The organism is Streptomyces sp. NPDC093064 (genome assembly GCF_044754605.1).
Lineage (GTDB): Bacteria > Actinomycetota > Actinomycetes > Streptomycetales > Streptomycetaceae > Streptomyces.
In genome coordinates this window covers 120,496-137,584 of sequence record NZ_JBIVPK010000018.1, presented here as the reverse complement: position 1 = coordinate 137,584, position 17,089 = coordinate 120,496, and the positions used below count along the sequence as shown (strand labels likewise).

At 73.9% G+C, this 17,089-nt stretch carries 15 protein-coding genes; 9 read left to right on the top strand and 6 right to left on the bottom strand.

Annotated features, from left to right (window positions below):
• Window positions 1-43 precede the first annotated feature (43 nt).
• Complete coding sequence (locus tag ACIQFZ_RS22645) at window positions 44-292, top strand: DUF6158 family protein (protein WP_383058150.1); 249 nt, start codon at window positions 44-46, stop codon at window positions 290-292.
• A 23-nt stretch (window positions 293-315) separates the two neighbouring features.
• Here ACIQFZ_RS22645 and ACIQFZ_RS22640 read toward each other — a convergent pair whose 3' ends face one another.
• Both ACIQFZ_RS22640 and ACIQFZ_RS22635 read right to left on the bottom strand, forming a co-directional pair.
• Window positions 316-858, bottom strand: coding sequence for a type 1 glutamine amidotransferase domain-containing protein (locus ACIQFZ_RS22640; protein ID WP_383058149.1), 543 nt, complete (start codon window positions 856-858; stop codon window positions 316-318).
• Between the two features lie 96 nt (window positions 859-954).
• Window positions 955-1,356: a DUF2795 domain-containing protein gene (locus ACIQFZ_RS22635; RefSeq protein ID WP_376552422.1), complete on the bottom strand. Its 402-nt coding sequence runs from the start codon at window positions 1,354-1,356 to the stop codon at window positions 955-957.
• A 286-nt stretch (window positions 1,357-1,642) separates the two neighbouring features.
• Here ACIQFZ_RS22635 and ACIQFZ_RS22630 point away from each other — a divergent pair, with 286 nt between their 5' ends.
• From ACIQFZ_RS22630 to ACIQFZ_RS22615, 4 genes are all read left to right on the top strand, one after another.
• On the top strand, window positions 1,643-2,437 hold the full coding sequence (locus ACIQFZ_RS22630) for a SigB/SigF/SigG family RNA polymerase sigma factor (RefSeq protein WP_383058147.1): 795 nt from the start codon (window positions 1,643-1,645) through the stop codon (window positions 2,435-2,437).
• Window positions 2,438-2,618: 181 nt separating this feature from the next.
• The gene (locus tag ACIQFZ_RS22625) at window positions 2,619-3,887 is read left to right on the top strand and encodes a hypothetical protein (RefSeq protein WP_402691996.1); all 1,269 of its coding nucleotides are present in this window, start codon (window positions 2,619-2,621) and stop codon (window positions 3,885-3,887) included.
• A 236-nt stretch (window positions 3,888-4,123) separates the two neighbouring features.
• A complete protein-coding gene (locus ACIQFZ_RS22620; protein ID WP_365434518.1) occupies window positions 4,124-5,374 on the top strand; it encodes an aminotransferase class I/II-fold pyridoxal phosphate-dependent enzyme in 1,251 nt (416 codons plus the stop codon).
• A complete protein-coding gene (locus tag ACIQFZ_RS22615; protein WP_402691995.1) occupies window positions 5,371-6,438 on the top strand; it encodes an MBL fold metallo-hydrolase in 1,068 nt (355 codons plus the stop codon). Before ACIQFZ_RS22620 ends, ACIQFZ_RS22615 begins: the two co-directional genes overlap by 4 nt.
• A 41-nt stretch (window positions 6,439-6,479) precedes the next feature.
• Here the strand turns inward: ACIQFZ_RS22615 and ACIQFZ_RS22610 are convergent, their stop codons facing one another.
• Complete coding sequence (locus tag ACIQFZ_RS22610; protein WP_402691994.1) at window positions 6,480-7,121, bottom strand: DedA family protein; 642 nt, start codon at window positions 7,119-7,121, stop codon at window positions 6,480-6,482.
• Window positions 7,118-7,891 carry an MBL fold metallo-hydrolase gene (locus ACIQFZ_RS22605; RefSeq protein WP_402691993.1) on the bottom strand — a complete coding sequence of 258 codons (774 nt, stop codon included), beginning with the start codon at window positions 7,889-7,891 and terminating at the stop codon, window positions 7,118-7,120. Before ACIQFZ_RS22605 ends, ACIQFZ_RS22610 begins: the two co-directional genes overlap by 4 nt.
• Before the next feature lie 86 nt (window positions 7,892-7,977).
• Here ACIQFZ_RS22605 and ACIQFZ_RS22600 point away from each other — a divergent pair, with 86 nt between their 5' ends.
• Together ACIQFZ_RS22600 and ACIQFZ_RS22595 are read left to right on the top strand one after the other, a co-directional pair.
• A complete protein-coding gene (locus tag ACIQFZ_RS22600; RefSeq protein WP_361409684.1) occupies window positions 7,978-8,415 on the top strand; it encodes a hypothetical protein in 438 nt (145 codons plus the stop codon).
• Between the two features lie 449 nt (window positions 8,416-8,864).
• Window positions 8,865-10,937, top strand: coding sequence for a phage holin family protein (locus tag ACIQFZ_RS22595; protein ID WP_383058140.1), 2,073 nt, complete (start codon window positions 8,865-8,867; stop codon window positions 10,935-10,937).
• 16 nt (window positions 10,938-10,953) lie between these two features.
• Here ACIQFZ_RS22595 and ACIQFZ_RS22590 read toward each other — a convergent pair whose 3' ends face one another.
• Window positions 10,954-13,671 carry a VWA domain-containing protein gene (locus tag ACIQFZ_RS22590; RefSeq protein WP_402691992.1) on the bottom strand — a complete coding sequence of 906 codons (2,718 nt, stop codon included), beginning with the start codon at window positions 13,669-13,671 and terminating at the stop codon, window positions 10,954-10,956.
• The gene (locus ACIQFZ_RS22585) at window positions 13,661-14,434 is read right to left on the bottom strand and encodes a tetratricopeptide repeat protein (protein ID WP_402691991.1); all 774 of its coding nucleotides are present in this window, start codon (window positions 14,432-14,434) and stop codon (window positions 13,661-13,663) included. The genes ACIQFZ_RS22590 and ACIQFZ_RS22585 overlap by 11 nt, the downstream gene beginning before the upstream one ends.
• Window positions 14,435-14,596: 162 nt before the next feature.
• On the opposite strand from ACIQFZ_RS22585, the gene ACIQFZ_RS22580 reads away from it, so the two are divergent.
• A complete protein-coding gene (locus ACIQFZ_RS22580; protein ID WP_361409696.1) occupies window positions 14,597-15,022 on the top strand; it encodes an OsmC family protein in 426 nt (141 codons plus the stop codon).
• Window positions 15,023-15,174: 152 nt separating this feature from the next.
• Window positions 15,175-17,037, top strand: coding sequence for a molecular chaperone DnaK (gene dnaK / locus ACIQFZ_RS22575; protein ID WP_365432350.1), 1,863 nt, complete (start codon window positions 15,175-15,177; stop codon window positions 17,035-17,037).
• The last annotated feature ends 52 nt before the right edge of the window (window positions 17,038-17,089 follow it).

The window sequence follows — 17,089 nt, the reverse complement described above, 5'->3', positions numbered from 1 at the left end:
GTACCCGGACCGCAGGTAGGAACACGACGAACGGGGCACCACCATGACCGGAGTCGACCCGGGACGGCTGGACGACCAGCAGCTGATGAAGGAGCTGGAGACGATCCACCGCACGCGCCACGACACGCTGCTGTACGGCTCGAACGACGCGCTGCGCGCCCACAACGAACGCATGGCGCAGCTCGAGGGCGAGTACCTGCGCCGCAACCCGCGCCGCCCGGTCGTCGCCGGCCGCACCCGCGAAGGGGCCCGGGAACGCGGATGCGGGGAGTCGGCGACTCCCCGCATCTGAAGAACGTCCCGGGCGCCGGCGGGTCAGCCGGCCTTCTCGGTGAGGACGTCGAGGAAGGCCTCGCAGAACGCTTTCAGATCGGCCGGCTTGCGGCTGGTGATCAGCTTGTTCGGGCCGTGGTCGCAGACCTTCACCTGCTCGTCGACCCAGATGCCGCCCGCGTTGCGGATGTCCGTCCGCAGACTCGGCCACGAGGTCAGCACCCGGCCCCGTACGACATCCGCCTCGACCAGCGTCCACGGCGCGTGGCAGATCGCGGCCACCGGACGGCCCTGCTCGAAGAACGCCCCCACGAACGCCACCGCGTTCTCGTCCATCCGCAGGAAGTCCGGGTTGGCCACGCCGCCCGGCAGGACCAGCGCGTCGAAGGAGTCGGGGGAGGCCTCGCCGACGACCGCGTCCACGGGGAACCTGTCGGCCTTGTCCAGATGGTCGAAGGCCTGGATCTCCCCGGACTTCGTCGAGACGAGCACCGTCTCGTGACCGGCGTCCCTCGCCGCCTTCCACGGTTCGGTGAGCTCGATCTGTTCCACGCCCTCGGGCGCGGTCAGAAATGCGATGCGCATGATGCCTCAACGTCCCTTCGCCGCCCCGGAGACGGCCCTGCCGTCTCCGGGGCGTTTTCTCTCGTGGCGCCGGCCGCGGCGCCCCCGGGCACGGACCTACGCGCGCTCCTCCCGTGCGGGCGCCTCGGTGTGCGTCAGTTCCCGGGCCAGCTCCTGCACATTGGCGTAGCGCGCCTTGTGCGGCAGTCGCTGGAGCGCCTCGATCAGCGTGTCGGGCGCGTTCTTGCGCCGGAGCTGGCGGGTCAGCTCGCCCGGACCCGCAGGAAAGGCACTGCGGCCCAGGATCCTGGCCAGTTCCAGGCGGACGGTCTCCAGGGACGCCCGGGAGCCGCCCGGTGCCACCGGTCCGCCCCACACCTCCGGATCGTCCTCGGCGGTCGGCTCCGGGTCGTGCCACTCCTCGCTCCGCGTGGGATGGCCGGACCTGAGAAGCCCCTGCAGCTCGTGCTTCATCTCGTCGTCACGGTGGACACTCAGCCGGTCACTGCCTCGCTGCATGTCTCCCTCCAGATCGTCGGGGGTGGCCACCGCGTACCCGTGCGCGGGGAGCCGACACCGGTTTTCCGGGACGGGATGACACCCGGGGGCAGCCGGTGTCCAGCCCGCCGCGGCGGCGTGTTTGGGCGCCCGGGACCGGGGGCAGACGCCGAGCCACTGCTTCGGACCGGAGGCACGCCCGTGGCAGCGGCGCGACACGCCGCCACGCGCGGCCTTCCGGTCCACGCGCCCGCGCTCCCACGGTGACCGTCCACCCGAGAGGACCGCGAGGGAGCTGCGACGCACCATGCCAACGCGAGCGAGCGCCAGGCACCACCCCCACGACGACGCCCCCGACACCGCGGAAGCCTTCCGCCGGCTCGCCGCACTCCCCCCGGGGCAGCGGCGCAACGAGGTCCGCGACGAGATTGTCGAGGCCTGGCTGCCGATGGCCGAACGGCTCGCCGGCCGGTTCCGCAGCCGCGGCGAGAGCTCCGAGGACCTGCGCCGGGTCGCCCCGCTCGGCCTGGTCAAGGCGGTCGACCGCTACGACCCCGAGCGCGGCAACGCCTTCGAGAGCTACGCCGTGCCCACCATCACCGGTGAGATCAAACGGCACTTCCGCGACCACATGTGGACGGTGCACGTCCCGCGCCGGGTGCAGGAGCTGCGCAACCGGGTCCGCTTCGCCTCCCAGGACCTCTCCCGGACGATCTCCGGCCGCGGCCCCACCGTCGCCGAGATCGCCGAGCACACCCACCTCAGTGCGAAGGAGGTGCGGATCGGGCAGGAGGCGCTGGAGAGCTTCACCGCTCTCTCGCTCGACGCGGAACTGCCCGGCAGCGAGGACGGCTACTCCCTGAGCGACAGCCTGGGCTCGCCCGACCCGGCCCTGGACACCGTGGTGGACCGCGAGTCGGTCAGGCCGCGGCCGGCGGCGCTGCCCGATAGGGAGCGGGCCATCCTGTACATGCGATTCTTCGCCGACATGACGCAGCGCCGGACCGCCGAGCAGTTGGGCATCTCGCAGATGCACGTGTCCCGGCTGATCAACCGGTGCTGCGACCGGCTGCGGGAGCAGGTGATGCGGGAGGGCGTGTAGGGGCGGCCCGCTTCAGGATCGGCCCCGCTTCCGGGGCGGGCCGCCGGCGTCACTCGATAGGTCGTCGGTGTCCCGCCAATGGGGCTCGGCCGCGCGCGACCCGCGACCTCAGCGGCTGTGATGGCAGCGAAGGGCACGAACCCGTGCCGCCAGCCGCCGTCGGTTCCAAGGAGCCCCGCTCATGCGCCGTACCGTCCCCCGCGCCCTGCCCGTCGCCGTCCTGGCCGGTGTCATAGCGGGCGGCGCCGCGTCGGCCGCCTTCGCGAGCCCGGTCGCGCAGGCCGGCTCGCACGCTCGTTCCCCCGCCCTGTGGCACGCCGCGCACACGGGCCACGCCCCGCGGACCGACGAGGGCGCCGACGTCACCGTCGTGTGCGGCCCGGACGGCGCCGCCTTGCGCGCCGCGGACGAGGCCTGCGCGCCGGCAGCCGGAACCGGTGCGGACAAGCGTGTCGGGACGTCCGTGGTCCCGCCCGGTACGGTCCGCGCCAGACCGTCCGGGGACGCGGTCCCGTCGGACGCTGCCCGCGCCAGACCGTCCGGGGGCGCCCTGCGCGACGCGGCGGCCGCGGCACCGGTCCAGGCCCCGGAGGACACCTCGCGGGACCCGGGCCTCCAGGACGCGCCGGCCAATGATCCGTTCCGCCCCGAGACCGGGCAGTCGTCGCCCCGTGACCCGGCCTCGGGCCAGTTCGGGCAGTCGTCGCCCCGTGACCCCGCCCCGGGCCGGCCCGCGCAGATCCCGCCCCGAGACCCGGCTACCGGCCAGGTCCCGCGCGATCCGGCCCGCGAGACGTTCCGCGACGTACCCGCCTACGACCCTTCCCGCACCCAGGTCGCGCCGGATCTCAACGGCTTCTTCGACCCCTCCCGCCCGCAGGATTCGTTCGGAACCCAGGTCCTGCCGGGTCCGAACGCCTCCGTTGACTCTTCCCGCCCGCAGGACTTGTTCGGACCTCAGGTCTCGTCGGGCCCCAACGCCCCCTACGACCCTTCCCGCCCGCAGGATTCGTTCGGAACCCAGGTCCTGCCGGGTCCGAACGCCTCCGTCGACCCTTCCCGCCCGCAGGATTCGTTCGGACCCCAGATCCCGTCGGGCCCGAACGCCTCCTACGATCCCTCCCGGCCGCAGGACTCCCGGGACCCCTCCCGGGACCCTTCCCGCGCTCCGTCCCGAGGTCCGGACGTCGGCGGCCCGTCCCGTGACGACGGCTCGTGGGACCCCTCCCGCGGCCAGTTCGGCAACGGCCCGGACCGCGACCCGGCCGCGGGCCGCGACCCTGCGGGCCGCGACCCCTCCCGCGAGGCGGCGCAGCACGGTGTGCAGGCCGGTGCGGGCGGTTCGTTCACCGGTTCCCTGCCGGCCCTGATCGGCGGCGGCGCCCTGATCGCGGCGGCGCTCGGCGGGGCGGTCCACCGGGTGTGGCGGCGCGGTCAGGCCGAGGCCTGACCGGGCAGCCGGAGGCCGTGCGGGGACGCGGGCCCGTGTGACCTGCCCGAGCCGGCCGGGTGGCCTTGGGACGGCGCCGCCCTGGGTACACGGAGCCCCGAGGGCACGGCCGGCGCCGTGCGGACGGACCCGCCCCCGGACACCGGGCGGCGGGCCGGGCGCACGCGGCCGGGACGGACCGGCGGCGGCACGACTCGGCGGCGCCGTACGGCATCAGGGACTTCGCGGAGGTACCCATGCGGCGGACGGACCCGGAAGGCCACGGCCCCGTCCGCTACGGTCCGTCGGCCCTCCCCGACGACGGACTGCCGGTGCTGCCGGAGGTGTCCGCCGCGCTAGCCGGGGCCGCGAACCGGACCCGGCGCGGACCGATCGGCGGCGGCACCGAACTGCTGGACGCCGCCTGCGGGTACTGGCTGCGACGCGGACTGCCCACCCGGCCCGGCCGGGTGGCGGCCGCACCCGGCGCGCCCGCCCTGCTGCTCGCGCTGACCGCCACGCTCGGCGGCGACGTGCTGGTGCCCCGGCCCTGCGCGGCCTGGTGGGCGCCGTACGCGCGCCTGCTGGGCACCCCCGCCTTCCCCGTGGCGACGCCGGCCGAGTGTGGCGGCGTCCCCGACCCGTACGCCCTGCTGGAGACCGTCCGCAGAGTCCGCGCCGAGGGCGGCGATCCCCGGCTGCTCGTGCTGTCCGTCGCCGACGACCCCACCGCCACCGTGGCGCCGCCGGAGGTGCTGCACGAGACCGTCGAGGCCGCCACGGCCGAGGGACTGCACCTGGTCAGCGACGAGACCTGGCGCGACACCGTGCACGCGCCGCACGAGACGGTGCTGCTCAGCCCCGCCGAGATGCTGCCCGACCGGGTCACCGTCGTCACCGACCTCGCCGGCCCGTTCCTGCCCGCCGGCTGGCCCGCCGCGATCGCCCGCTTCCCCGCCGGCACCACCGGCGAGGCCCTGCACGCGCGGGTGCTCGACGTCCTCACCGCACTGGACGCCCGCGTCGCCGAACCGGTCGCCGCCGCGGCCGCCCGCGTCCTCGACGAACCCGGGCCGGTCACCGCGCGCCTGGCGGCCTCGGTACGCCTGCACGCGCGCGTGGCACGGGCCGTCCACGCGGCCGTGGTCGCCGCGGGCGCGCTCGCCCTGCCGCCGCAGGCCGGCCGCCACCTCTACGTCGACCTCGGCCCGCTGCGCTCCGCGTTCGACGCCCACGCGGTCGGCGACGCACAGGAGTTGGAGGACTTCCTCACCACCCGCCTGGAACTGCCCGTGCACGGCGGCCACCGCTTCGGCGACGACCTCGGCGCGCTGCGCGTGCGGCTGTCCACCGCCGAACTCCTCGGCCGCACCGACGAGGAACGCGCGGAATGCCTCCTGTCCCCCGAGCCGTTGGAACTGCCGCACGTGCAACGCGCTTTGCTCTCCTTGAGGTCGGTACTCGACGATCTCCGCGACGACGCTCAGCGATGGGAGCCTCCTCGATGACGCAGCAGTCCGAGTCGACCACATCCACGAGCACCACCGCCCAGGAGGCCGACGATCCCGCGGCCTCGTCCCTCCTGACCTACCGGCCCGCCCCGTTCCCACCGCTGGCCGAACCCCGGCCGCCGGCGGAGCGGCGGGTGTGGCCGCGCACCTTCCACGACCGGCTCACCGCCCCGCTGCCCGACCTGAAGGCCTTCGCCCGGTTCGCCCGCGAGGGCGCTCTGCGGCCGGACAAGGAGGCCCTCGCCGACATCCCGTTGCTGCCGTACCGGCCCGCCGATCTTCCCCGCGTGGACACCCTTACCGTCGCCGTCAGTTGGGCGGGGCACGCGAGCTGGGTGGTCCGGATCGGCGGGCTGACCGTGCTGACCCCGGTGTGGTCCCGCCGCATCATCGGCACCCCGGCCCGGGTCACGCCCGTCGGCGTGGTCTGGGAGGCGCTGCCGCCCGTCGACGCGGTCGTCATCAGCCACAACCACTACGACCACCTGGACGCGCCCACCCTGCGCCGACTCCCGCGCGACACCCCGGTGTTCGTGCCGGCCGGACTCGGCCGCTGGTTCCAGCGGCGCCGGTTCACCCGCGTCACCGAACCGGACTGGTGGGAGGCGGCCGAACTGTCCGGAGTCCGCCTCGACTTCGTCCCCGCCCACCACTGGTCCAAGCGCACCCTCACCGACACCTGCCGCAGCCTGTGGGGCGGCTGGGTGCTCACCGACCCCGACGAGCAGCGCGTGTACTTCGCCGGCGACACGGGCTACGGCCACTGGTTCTCCCGCATCGGCCGCCGCTACCCCGGCATCGACCTCGCCCTGCTCCCCATCGGTGCCTACGCCCCCCGCTGGTGGCTCAGCGACGTCCACTGCGACCCGGAGGAAGCCGTCCAGGCCGTCCAGGACCTCGGCGCCCGGCACATGGCGCCCATGCACTGGGGCACCTTCGTCCTCTCCGCCGAACCCCTCCTGGAACCCCTGACCCGGGTCCGCAGGGCCTGGCAGGAGGCCGGCCTTCCCCGGGAACGGCTGTGGGACCTGCCGGTGGGCGCCTCCCGGGTCCTGGAGTAGCGGCCGGTCGCCGCCCCCACGCGTTCGGAGGCCCGCCGAGGTCAGTGCGAGCGGTGGACGGGGATCAGCCGGCGCAGGCGGCGCCAGACGGAGGGGGCGGCGCCCAGCAGGACGGTCAGCGCGATCGCGCCGACCACGCCTTCCCAGGGCTCCTCGAACAGGGAGCCGCCGAGGATGCCGATCAACTGGTACGTCACCGCCCAGGCCAGGCACGCGGGGAGGTTGCCGCGGGAGAAGCGGCGCAGCGGCCACTTCGCCAGCAGGCATGCCAGCATCACCGGTATGCGGCCCGCCGGGACGAGGCGGGACAGGACCAGGACCGCGACCCCGTGCTCGGTCAGCTTCCGCTGCGCCTGCGCGAGCCGGTCCTCCGGGGCGCGCGTGCGGATCGCCTCCAGCCAGCGCGATCCGTTCCTCGACCCCAGTCCGCGCCGCCCCAGCCCGTACAGCGCCGCGTCCCCGAGGAACGCGGCCAGCGACGCCGTCAGGAACACCAGCGCCAGCGAGAACGGCGCCGTCTGGTGCAGGGCGACCACCGCCGCCGAACTGACCAGCGCACCCGTCGGCACCACTGGCACCAGCGCCCCGATCAGCACCAGCAGGAACAACGAGGGATACCCGAGCGCCTGCTGGGTGGACTCAGGCGGCACCACCGAGGTCACGGCGGCGGCGATCCGTATCACCGGGCGCCCTCCAGGCGCACGCTCTCCCCGTGCCCGAGCCGGTGCACCGCGACCCCCGGCGCACGCTCGGCGGCGAGGCGCGCGAACTCGTCACCCGGCGCATGGAACTCGTGGGGGCGCACGGCGTCCATCCCGATCGGCCAGTACGTGCCGTAGTGCACCGGCACTGCGCTCCCCGGCGCCAGCCGGGCCAACGCCCGCGCCGCCCGTCCCGCGTCCAGATGCCCCGCGCCGAGGTACGGTCCCCAGCCGCCCACCGGCAGCAGCGCCGCGTCGACCGGCCCGACCTCCTCGGCCATCGTCTCGAACAGGCCGGTGTCCCCGGCGAAGTACGTCCGCGCCTCGCCCTCGACGACGTAGCCGAGCGCCGGCGAGCGGTGCCGCCCGACCGGCAGCCGGCGCCCGTCGTGCCGGGCCGGCACCGCCCGTACGACGACACCGCCGACCTCGACCCGGTCACCGGGCGTCACCTCGGTGATCCGCAGGTGCGCGAGCCGGCGCAGTCCCGCGACCGCCCCGAGTGCGCCCTGGGGCACCAGCAGGCGCGTGCCCGGCTCCAGCCGGGCCAGTGAGGGTACGTGCAGATGGTCGGCGTGCAGGTGGGAGACCAGGGCCACGTCCGCGTGCCAGGCGGCGGGCGGCGGCGGCGCGCCGCGGCGGCGGCGCAGGTGCGCGAGCCGGCGGGCGAACAGGGGATCGGTCAGCACGCGGACGTCCGAGTCCTCGACCGTGCAGGTGGCGTGACCCCACCAGGTGATCTCCACCGGCACTCCTTTGACTCCTTCGTGCGACTCCCCCTGAGCCTACGGGCAGGAGTAGGGTCGGCGGCGGAAACCCGGAGGTGAGGGGGGACGCCATGGGAGAAGTGCGGGATGCCCCCGGCGGGGGCGCTCCGGCGGCCGTCCGCGTCACGGCGATCGCGAGCCTGACACCCCTGGAGGAGCTGAACGACGACCCCTTCCTGGTGGACTCCCGCGGCCAGCACGCGATGTGCGCCCGCTGGGCGGCCGAGCACGGCTACGTGATCGCGCGGGAACTGCTCGTCCGGGGGCTGCGGGCCGACCACCTCGCCCTGTGGGAGGGAGTGCGCCCGGGCGTGGACCTGTTCGTCGCGCCCAGCCGGCGGGTGCTGGAGCGAGCGTTGTCCTCCGTGGAGGAGTTCACCGCGGAGTGCGCGCGACGCGGGGTCCGGGTGGAGACGGTGGGCCAGGCCGAGCCCGCGTACGACGCCCAGATGAAGGCCCACGTACACCGCCGCCTCTCCATGCCGACCGCCGGCTACGACGGCCGCTGACCCAACTCCCCGCCTACACCGTCCACCGACGACGGCCCGGTCACACGGGCCGATGGCCGCGCGCCGGCCGGTCGGCTCCGTGGTGCGCCGGTCCTGCGAGCGGTGCGGCCGTGCGGCGGGCCAGGGCGACGAAAGGGGGGAGTGGCCGGCTCCGGTGGGCCGGTGCCGGGTGGTCGGACGCCCCGGAGGCCGGGACCCGAGGGCCGGGGATCCGGCGCGTGACGGCCCGGACCGCGCCCCGCACCGTCTCCGGACGCCCATGGCGTCACCGGTGCGCTCGGCGCCGTCGGCGCGGCGGGGCTGAGGGCGGGTGCGTCGGCGACCGCCGGTGGCGGGTCCGTGCCGATGGGTGTTACCGCAGGTCACGGGGGTTTGTAGGGGTGTATGACAAGCTGGGGTGGGTCCGCGTGGAGGCGCGGGGCGGGGGCGGGAACGGAGGATGTGCCGGCATGGGTGGCGGGCGGCGGTGGCGGCGGGCCGCCAGTCAGGTCGGGCGCAGTGTCGCCGTGTGGGCCGTCTCCACGGTCACCCTGCTCGTGCTCGCCGGGATCCTGCCGGACTTCCAGTTGCAGTCGCCCGACGGCGACAGCGCCACCACCGTCGCCGTGACCGCCGCGCTCGGCGCGGGCGCCTTCGGTGTGCTGTCCGCCGTGGTGTGGCCGCTGCTCGTCCGGCTGCTGCTGCTCGTGCCCGCGCTGGTCCTCGGGCTGCTGGTGTTCTTCCTCAACGGCTCCCTGCTCCTGCTCGCCCTGCGCATCACCCCCTCCGGACAGGCCGAGGCGGCCCCCGAGACCGCCGTCATCGTGGCCGCGGTGATGTCCGCGGTCGCCTCCGCCACCGGCGCCGCCCTCGCCGTGCGTGACGACGACGCCTACCGGCGCCGGCTCCACCGGCTCGCCGACCGCCGCCGCAGACGGCTGCCGCCCTGCTCGCCGACCCCCGGCACCGTCGTCGTCCAGCTCGACGGCGTCGGTCACGACGTGCTGCGGGACGCGGTGGACGAGGGCCTGATGCCGACCGTCGCGCGATGGCTCGGTGCCGGCGAGGGGCAGCCCACCCACCGGCTCACCCCCTGGCGCACCGACTGGTCCAGCCAGACCGGCGCCAGCCAGCTCGGCATCCTGCACGGAACCAACCACGACGTCCCCGCCTTCCGCTGGTATGAGAAGGACACCGGCGAGGTGATGGTCTGCAACCGCCCTAGCAGCGCCGTCGAACTCCAGCGCCGCGCCGTGCGGCGCACCGGCGACGGCGGACTGCTCAGCGCCGACGGGGCCAGCCGCGGCAACCTCTTCGGCGGCGGCGCCGGCGAACTCGCGCTCGTCCTGTCGGTCGCGGCCCGCCGCGACCGCGCCAGCCGCTCCCGCGCGGGCTACTTCGCCTACTTCTCCGACCCCGCCAACGCCGTCCGCACCTTTCTGTCCTTCGTCGCCGACGCCGGCCGCGAGATCGGTCAGTCCCTGCGCGCCCGGCTCCGCGAGGAGCGCCCGCGTGTCTCCCGCGGCGGCCTGTACCCGCTGATCCGCGCCTTCGCGACGGTCGTCGAACGGGACGTCGTCGTGGCCGCGGTGATGGGCGACCTGCTCGCCGGGCGCACCGCCGTCTACGCCGACCTGGTGGCGTACGACGAGGTGGCCCACCACTCCGGGCCGCACAGCCGTGACGCGGCGCAGGTGCTGCGGCGTCTGGACCGCTCGCTGGCGCTGATCGAGAAGGTCGCCGAGCACGCCCCGCGCCCGTACCGGTTCGTCCTCCTGTCCGACCACGGACAGAGCCCCGGCGAGACCTTCCGCTCCCGCTACGGTTTGACCCTGGGCGACCTGGTCCGGGCCGGCTGCGGCCTGTCCGTGCCGCGCCGGGCGGGAAGGACGCGCAGTGGCGCCGAGGCACGGGCCGCCGTGCGGGCCGCGCTCGGCCGCCCGGTCGAGGAGAGCGGTGAGGACCGCCGGCCCGCCCGCCGCTCGGAGCCCGTCGTGCTGGCCTCCGGCAACCTCGGCCTGGTCTCCTTCCCGGACGTGCCGCACCGCATGAGCCAGGAGGAGATCGACGCCCGCCACCCCGCGCTGCTGTCCACGCTCGCCGACCACCCGGGTGTCGGCTTCCTGCTCGTGCGCAGCGAGGAGCACGGCGGTGTCGTGCTCGGCGCGCGCGGTGTACGGATACCGCTGGCCGAACTCGACACCGACCCCGGTCCGCTCGCCCTCTTCGGCCCCGGCGCCGCCGACGCCGTACGCCGCACCCACTCCTTCCCGCACGCCGCCGACATCATGGTCAACTCCAGCCACGACCCGGCCGACGGAGAGGTCCTCGCCTTCGAGGAGCAGATCGGCTCCCACGGCGGCCTCGGCGGCGCGCAGGGCCACCCGTTCCTGCTGTCGCCGCTCGACTGCTCCCCGCCGGTCCAGGAGGGCGAGGACCTCGTCGGCGCCGAGCACGTCCACCGCGTGCTGCGGCGCTGGCTGCACGAGGCCGCCGGGACCGGGGCGCCGCTCACCGCGGAACCGGAGGAACGGGCCGCCTGACTTCCTGGTCCGGCGGTCAGTAGTGCGGCCAGAAACCCGACCGGACCCGGCCGAAGTCGCTCATCATCATGACCGCGGGCGCCATGCCGCCCGGGCCGTGCGGCCGGTCGCTGAACGACACCACCGTGTCCAGCGAGCCGGTCAGCGTGATCAGCTTCTGCAGGGTGACCTGATCGTCGCGGAACTCCCGCGCCGGCAGTCGGCCGTGCGCGGCCCGCAGCACCTCGATGTGCTGCTTCAGCCGCTTCGTCGCCGTGTCGCGGTCCCGGTCGTACAGGTCGTCCAGGGCGTGGAAGGTGACCTCGCTGGTCCACAGTCCCATCGCGTGCACGGCCACGGTCTCCTCGGTGAGGGTGAGGTCCGCGGCCAGGCCGAGTGCGTGCCGGTGCCCCTCGCGGGTGACGGTGTCGACGTACTGCACGGCCCCGGTGCCCAGGGGGTGCGGCTCGCGGCCCGGCGGCACGGTCAGTTCGAGGACGATCCAGTACGTCTCCCCGAACGCGAGGTCGGGCGCGAAGATGCGGATGCCGGTCTCCTCGGTGATGAGGTCCGGGAGGGCCTCGGCGCCGTAGTCCCGCTGTGCGCGCTTGGCCGCCTGGGCCGCCTCCCGCAGCACCGCCGCCCGGGCGCGCGGGTCGCTGACCAGGTCGTGGCCGTACAGGTGCCGGATCTCCACGTCGGGGGCGATGTCGAGGCGGAGCTGGATGTCGATGGCGGCCAGGTGGTCGCGCCGGTTCAGGTCGGCGAGCAGGTCCGTGCCCACCTGCTCGGGCCGGGTGACGAACGTCGCGTGACCGCCGGCCAGCCCGGCCAGCGCCGCCAGTTCGGGCATCCGGGCGTCGGAGCCGAAGCCGAAGCACGACACGGTGAGGTCGCCGCGGAGCTTGGCCGCGATGTTCGTACGGATCCTGACCCAGTCCCGTTCGCCGGAGGTCGGGCCGCCGTCGGAGAAGAGGTACAGGCAGTTGACCGTGCCCCCGCCGAGGGCGTTCCGGCCGATCTCGTCGATGCCGTACTGCACACCGAGGTTGATGTCCGTGCCGCCGCCGGCTCTCAGCCCGGCCACCACCTGGGCGAAGCGCTCGCGCGGCAGCTCCCGCTTGGCGGTGGCGGGCAGCACCGTGCGGACGTGGTGCTCGAAGGTGATGACGCCCAGGCAGTCCGTCGGCCGCAGTCGGTCGTAGAGGGTCTGCAGGGCCGCCTTGACGCCGTCGAGTTTCTCGCCGTCCATCGAGCCGCTGGTGTCCACGACGAAGACGAAGTTCACCGGAAGCGACTCGGCGGGGGCGTCCTCGGGGGGTGCCTCGCCCGCCTTGAGGGTGATCTCCAGGAAGTGGGTCGTCGCCTCGTCGGCCCTGAACTCGCCCTGCGCGGCCGCCAGCCCGTGGCTGACGCCGACGGCCCGGCCGGGAGGGGGACCGGGCACCTGCTCCGTGCGGGCCGCCACGAAGTCGTCGAACCGGATCTGCTCCTGCCCGATGATCACGCCCTGCTCGATGAGATCCCGCACGCCGAGGGGGGAACGGGTGCCGAAGGCGCTGTTGCGGCGGATGAAGAGTCCGTCGTGGGGGAGGGGCCGGCCGGTGCGGCGGAACAGGGGCAGGCGAGGGCCGGCCGGCTGGGCGCCATGGCTGATGGTGCGCCGTTGCGCGGCGGTACCGAGGTGATCGGCCGCCGCGGATTCGGGGACCGCGTCGCGGCGGCCGCGACGGCGGAGGAACTCGTAGCCCTCGTCCGCGGGCGGCGGTGGCCCGGCGGGCCCGCGAGAACCCGGCGGAGGTTGCGCGGCGCTCCGCCTGCGCTCTTGGATTTCCCCGTCGAGTGAGGCGGGGGAGAGCCAGTCGTCCTCGTCCGGAGGCGGAGCGCTCAGACGGCCGATGTAGGCGGTGCCGAGTTCCCCTTCGGACGCCGCCCCCGATCCCAACAGGGAGAACCGCCCGTCGAGCGGGGCGAACGCCGACCGGATCTCCCGACCCGCCCGCAGCCATCCCCACAGCGGGGCGTCCGGGCTGTCCGGGGCGGGCGGGGTGATCCCGGGGTGCACGATCGCCGTCAGCGTCAGGCTCCAGCGCACGGCCCCTCGTAGCTCCACCGCCCAGTCCTCGGCGCTCTCCCCGAGCACCGGCCCGGCCGGCAGTCCGCTACGGACCGCGAAGTCCCGGCACAGCGGCGCGCGCTCGGCGCGTACCGCCCGCCCGGCCGCGGCCGGAGCGCCTTCCCGGGGCAGCTCCACCACCAGCAGTGCCAGCCGGTCCTCGCCGTCCGGAAGCGGGGCACCCGGCGGGGGCGGCGACTCCTCCGAGGACGACGCCCCCACCGACGACGAGGCACCCTCCACGCGAAAGGCACCCTCCGGGTGTGAAGAGCCTTCCGGAAGAGCGGCCTCCGCCACCGTGGCCGGTTCGCCCAGTCGCAGTCCGGCTCCGCAGCGCAGGAGTTGCCACAGCGCGCCGCCCGGCCGGGGGCGCGCGTCGCGCGGGATCCGACCGCCGGGGTGGATCAGGAGCACCGCGTCCGGGTGTTGGGCGAGGAGCGCGTCGGCCTCCTCCGCCGTACGGGCCGGCGGAGAGAGCGGGAACAGGTCCGCCGTGGCCGCGGCGGTCAGTGCCTCCCGCAGCGCCTCCTCCGGCTCGTGGTACGACTCACCGCTCGCGCCTGCGCCCGCGACGGTGGCCGACGGGAGGAAGAGGACCGCCTTCCGCTGCTCCCTGTGCCTGCTCCGCTCACTCCGCATGGACATCCTCCGTGGTGCGGGTGGGAAGCGGGCACCGCGTCTCGAACTCCGTGCGGGTGCGTACCCCACCGTCGAACATTCCCTCGGCCCGCAACTGGCGCAGCCACGCGTCGAGTTCACCGCTCAAGCCGGTACTCTCCACCGACAGCCGCGCGGCCCGGTCACGCCGGTCGGGGTCGCCCGCCAGCAGAAGCAGCTCTATCTTCAGCGCGATGCCGTACGGGTCCCGGCCGTCCAGCTTCAGCGCCTCCTCGACATAGCCGTACGCCACGTCGAGGTTGGACCGGACCAGCGCGATCCTGGCCTTCCAGTACCAGAACACGGACGACTCGCGGTCCAGCCGGGACGCCTCCAGGGCGCGCTCCGCCTGGTCGGCCTCCCCGCTCTCGACGTGCCGGCGCACGGTGGTGAGCCTGCGCTCCGCACCGCCGCCGGCCTTCGCGCGAGCCGCCGGGCCGGTGACCGCGCGCACCGCGAGGAACAGCACCGCCAGCAGGAACAGCAGCAGCATGCCCACGAGGACCAGGAACTGCCGGACACCCGTGCTTTCGGCGAGGGTGGCGAAGATCCCGAGGATCGCCACGGCGAAGGCGAGCACGACCACGGCCCCGAAGAGGGCGGTCGCCTGCGCCGACGTGAGCGTCCGGAACATCCGCCTGCGGATGATGTCGCGCACGAGGTCCCGGTAGAGCAGGTACAGGACACCGAGAGCGACCCCACCAAATCCCGCGATTCCCCCGAGGACTTGGAAGAGTTCGACCATGGAACGGACTGTAGGGCCTCCCCCTGCCGTCCGGCAGGCGATTCACACACCTTCCACGGCAGGTCGCGGCCTGTTCGGTGGTTGCGCATGGCGCGGATGTGATCGGATGGCGGTTACGGAACCCCGGCAACGGGAACCTTGGCGAAAGGTATGGAACCAACCGTGGCAACCACGCGCACCGCTCACACCGTCTGGGAAGGCAACCTGCTCGAGGGCAACGGCGTCGTCACCTTCGACTCCTCCGGCATCGGCCAGCAGCCGGTGTCGTGGCCGTCGCGCGCCGAGCAGGCGAACGGGAAGACCAGCCCCGAGGAGCTGATCGCAGCCGCCCACTCCAGCTGCTTCTCCATGGCGCTGTCGCACGGCCTCGCCGGCGCCGGCACCCCGCCCACCACCCTGCGGACGAAGGCGGACGTCACCTTCCAGCCGGGCGAGGGCATCACGGGCATCCACCTCAGCGTCGAGGGCACGGTCCCCGGCATCGACAACGACGCGTTCGTCGCCGCGGCCGAGGAAGCCAAGAAGAACTGCCCGGTCAGCCAGGCCCTGGCCGGTACGACGATCACCCTGGACGCGAAGCTCGCCTGAGCCGAGGCCCACGTCCGACGATGCCGCGCCCCTCGTCCCGGGCGCGGCATCGGTGTTCCCGGGTAGAGCGGTAGTCGGCGGGTACGCGGCATTGACAACAGCGCACTCAAGTTTTGTGCTGGAGAGCAGGAGGCGCCCGGAAGGGGACGAAGATGGCACGTGCGGTCGGGATCGATCTAGGGACGACGAACTCGGTGGTGGCCCTGCTGGAAGGCGGCGACCCCACCGTCGTCGCCAACGCCGAGGGCGCGCGCACCACGCCGTCGGTCGTGGCGTTCGCCAAGAACGGCGAGGTGCTCGTCGGCGAGGTGGCCAAGCGGCAGGCGGTGACGAACGTGGAGCGCACCGCACGCTCGGTCAAGCGCCACATGGGGGACGCGAACTGGCGCTTCCCGGACCAGGGCTCCGTCGACGGCACCCGCTACCGGGCGCAGGAGCTGTCCGCGCGCGTCCTGCAGAAGCTGAAGCGGGACGCGGAGGCGTACCTCGGCGAGGACGTCACGGACGCGGTGATCACCGTACCGGCGTACTTCGACGACGCCCAGCGGCAGGCGACGAAGGAGGCCGGGGAGATCGCCGGCCTGAAGGTCCTGAGGATCATCAACGAGCCGACGGCCGCCGCGCTCGCCTACGGCCTGGACCGGGGCGAGGAGCAGACCGTGCTCGTCTTCGACCTCGGCGGCGGCACCTTCGACGTCTCCCTGCTGGAGATCGGCGACGGCGTCATCGAGGTCAAGGCCACCAACGGCGACACCCATCTCGGCGGCGACGACTGGGACCAGCGGATCGTCGAGCACCTGGTCAAGCGGTTCAAGGGCCAGTACGGCATCGACCTCGGCAACGACAAGATGGCGGTGCAGCGGCTGCGCGAGGCCGCCGAGAAGGCCAAGATCGAGCTGTCGTCGTCCTCCGAGACGACGATCAACCTGCCCTACATCACGGCCTCCGCCGAGGGCCCGCTGCACCTGGACGAGAAGCTGACCCGGGCCCAGTTCCAGGAGCTCACCGCCGATCTGCTGGACCGCTGCCGCAAGCCCTTCCACCAGGCCGTCAAGGACGCGGGCATCAAGCTCTCGGCCGTCGACCACGTGATCCTCGTCGGCGGCTCCACCCGGATGCCGGCCGTGACCGACCTGGTGCGGGAGCTGACCGGCAAGGACCCGCACAAGGGCGTCAACCCCGACGAGGTGGTGGCCGTGGGCGCCGCCCTCCAGGCGGGCGTGATCCGCGGCGACGTCAAGGACGTCCTCCTCCTCGACGTCACCCCGCTGTCCCTCGGCATCGAGACCAAGGGCGGCATCATGACCAAGCTCATCGAGCGCAACACCACGATCCCGACCCGGCGTTCGGAGATCTTCACCACCGCCACCGACAACCAGCCCTCGGTCGGCATCCAGGTCTACCAGGGTGAACGTGAGATCGCCGCGTACAACAAGAAGCTCGGCGTCTTCGACCTCACCGGCCTGCCGCCCGCCCCGCGCGGGGTGCCGCAGATCGAGGTCGCCTTCGACATCGACGCCAACGGGATCATGCACGTCTCGGCCAAGGACCTCGCCACCGGCCGCGAGCAGAAGATGACCGTGACCGGCGGCTCGGCGCTGCCCAAGGACGACATCGACCGCATGATGCGGGAGGCCGAGGAGTACGCCGAGGACGACCGCAAGCGCCGGGAGACCGCCGAGACCCGCAACCAGGCCGAGCAGCTCGTCTACCAGACGGAGAACTTCCTCCGCGACAACGGAGACCGCGTGCCCGCGGACACCAAGTCGGAGGTCGAGGCCGCCGCCGCCGAGGTGAAGGCCCTCCTGGAGCAGCAGGCGGAGACCCCCGCGCTGCGCACGGCCATCGACAAACTGGCCTCCGTCAGCCAGCGGATGGGCCAGGCGATGTACGCCCAGGCACAGCAGAGCGGCACGGAGAGCTCCGGACCGCAGACGGCACCGCCCGACGAGGACACGGTGGTGGACGCGGAGATCGTCGACGACGAACGCGACACCAGGGGCGGAGCCGCCTAGGGTCTTTTGCCTGATCCAAACGAGAGGCCCTAGGTCCTGTCGTCACATTCCC

Bases quoted from the DNA above. Each gene is read 5' to 3' on its own strand.
- ACIQFZ_RS22645 (WP_383058150.1), top strand. From the start codon at position 44: ATGACCGGAGTCGACCCGGGACGGCTGGACGACCAGCAGCTGATGAAG.
- ACIQFZ_RS22640 (WP_383058149.1), bottom strand. From the start codon at position 858: ATGCGCATCGCATTTCTGACCGCGCCCGAGGGCGTGGAACAGATCGAG.
- ACIQFZ_RS22635 (WP_376552422.1), bottom strand. From the start codon at position 1,356: ATGCAGCGAGGCAGTGACCGGCTGAGTGTCCACCGTGACGACGAGATG.
- ACIQFZ_RS22630 (WP_383058147.1), top strand. From the start codon at position 1,643: ATGCCAACGCGAGCGAGCGCCAGGCACCACCCCCACGACGACGCCCCC.
- ACIQFZ_RS22625 (WP_402691996.1), top strand. From the start codon at position 2,619: ATGCGCCGTACCGTCCCCCGCGCCCTGCCCGTCGCCGTCCTGGCCGGT.
- ACIQFZ_RS22620 (WP_365434518.1), top strand. From the start codon at position 4,124: ATGCGGCGGACGGACCCGGAAGGCCACGGCCCCGTCCGCTACGGTCCG.
- ACIQFZ_RS22615 (WP_402691995.1), top strand. From the start codon at position 5,371: ATGACGCAGCAGTCCGAGTCGACCACATCCACGAGCACCACCGCCCAG.
- ACIQFZ_RS22600 (WP_361409684.1), top strand. From the start codon at position 7,978: ATGGGAGAAGTGCGGGATGCCCCCGGCGGGGGCGCTCCGGCGGCCGTC.
- ACIQFZ_RS22595 (WP_383058140.1), top strand. From the start codon at position 8,865: ATGGGTGGCGGGCGGCGGTGGCGGCGGGCCGCCAGTCAGGTCGGGCGC.
- ACIQFZ_RS22590 (WP_402691992.1), bottom strand. From the start codon at position 13,671: ATGCGGAGTGAGCGGAGCAGGCACAGGGAGCAGCGGAAGGCGGTCCTC.
- ACIQFZ_RS22585 (WP_402691991.1), bottom strand. From the start codon at position 14,434: ATGGTCGAACTCTTCCAAGTCCTCGGGGGAATCGCGGGATTTGGTGGG.
- dnaK (WP_365432350.1), top strand. From the start codon at position 15,175: ATGGCACGTGCGGTCGGGATCGATCTAGGGACGACGAACTCGGTGGTG.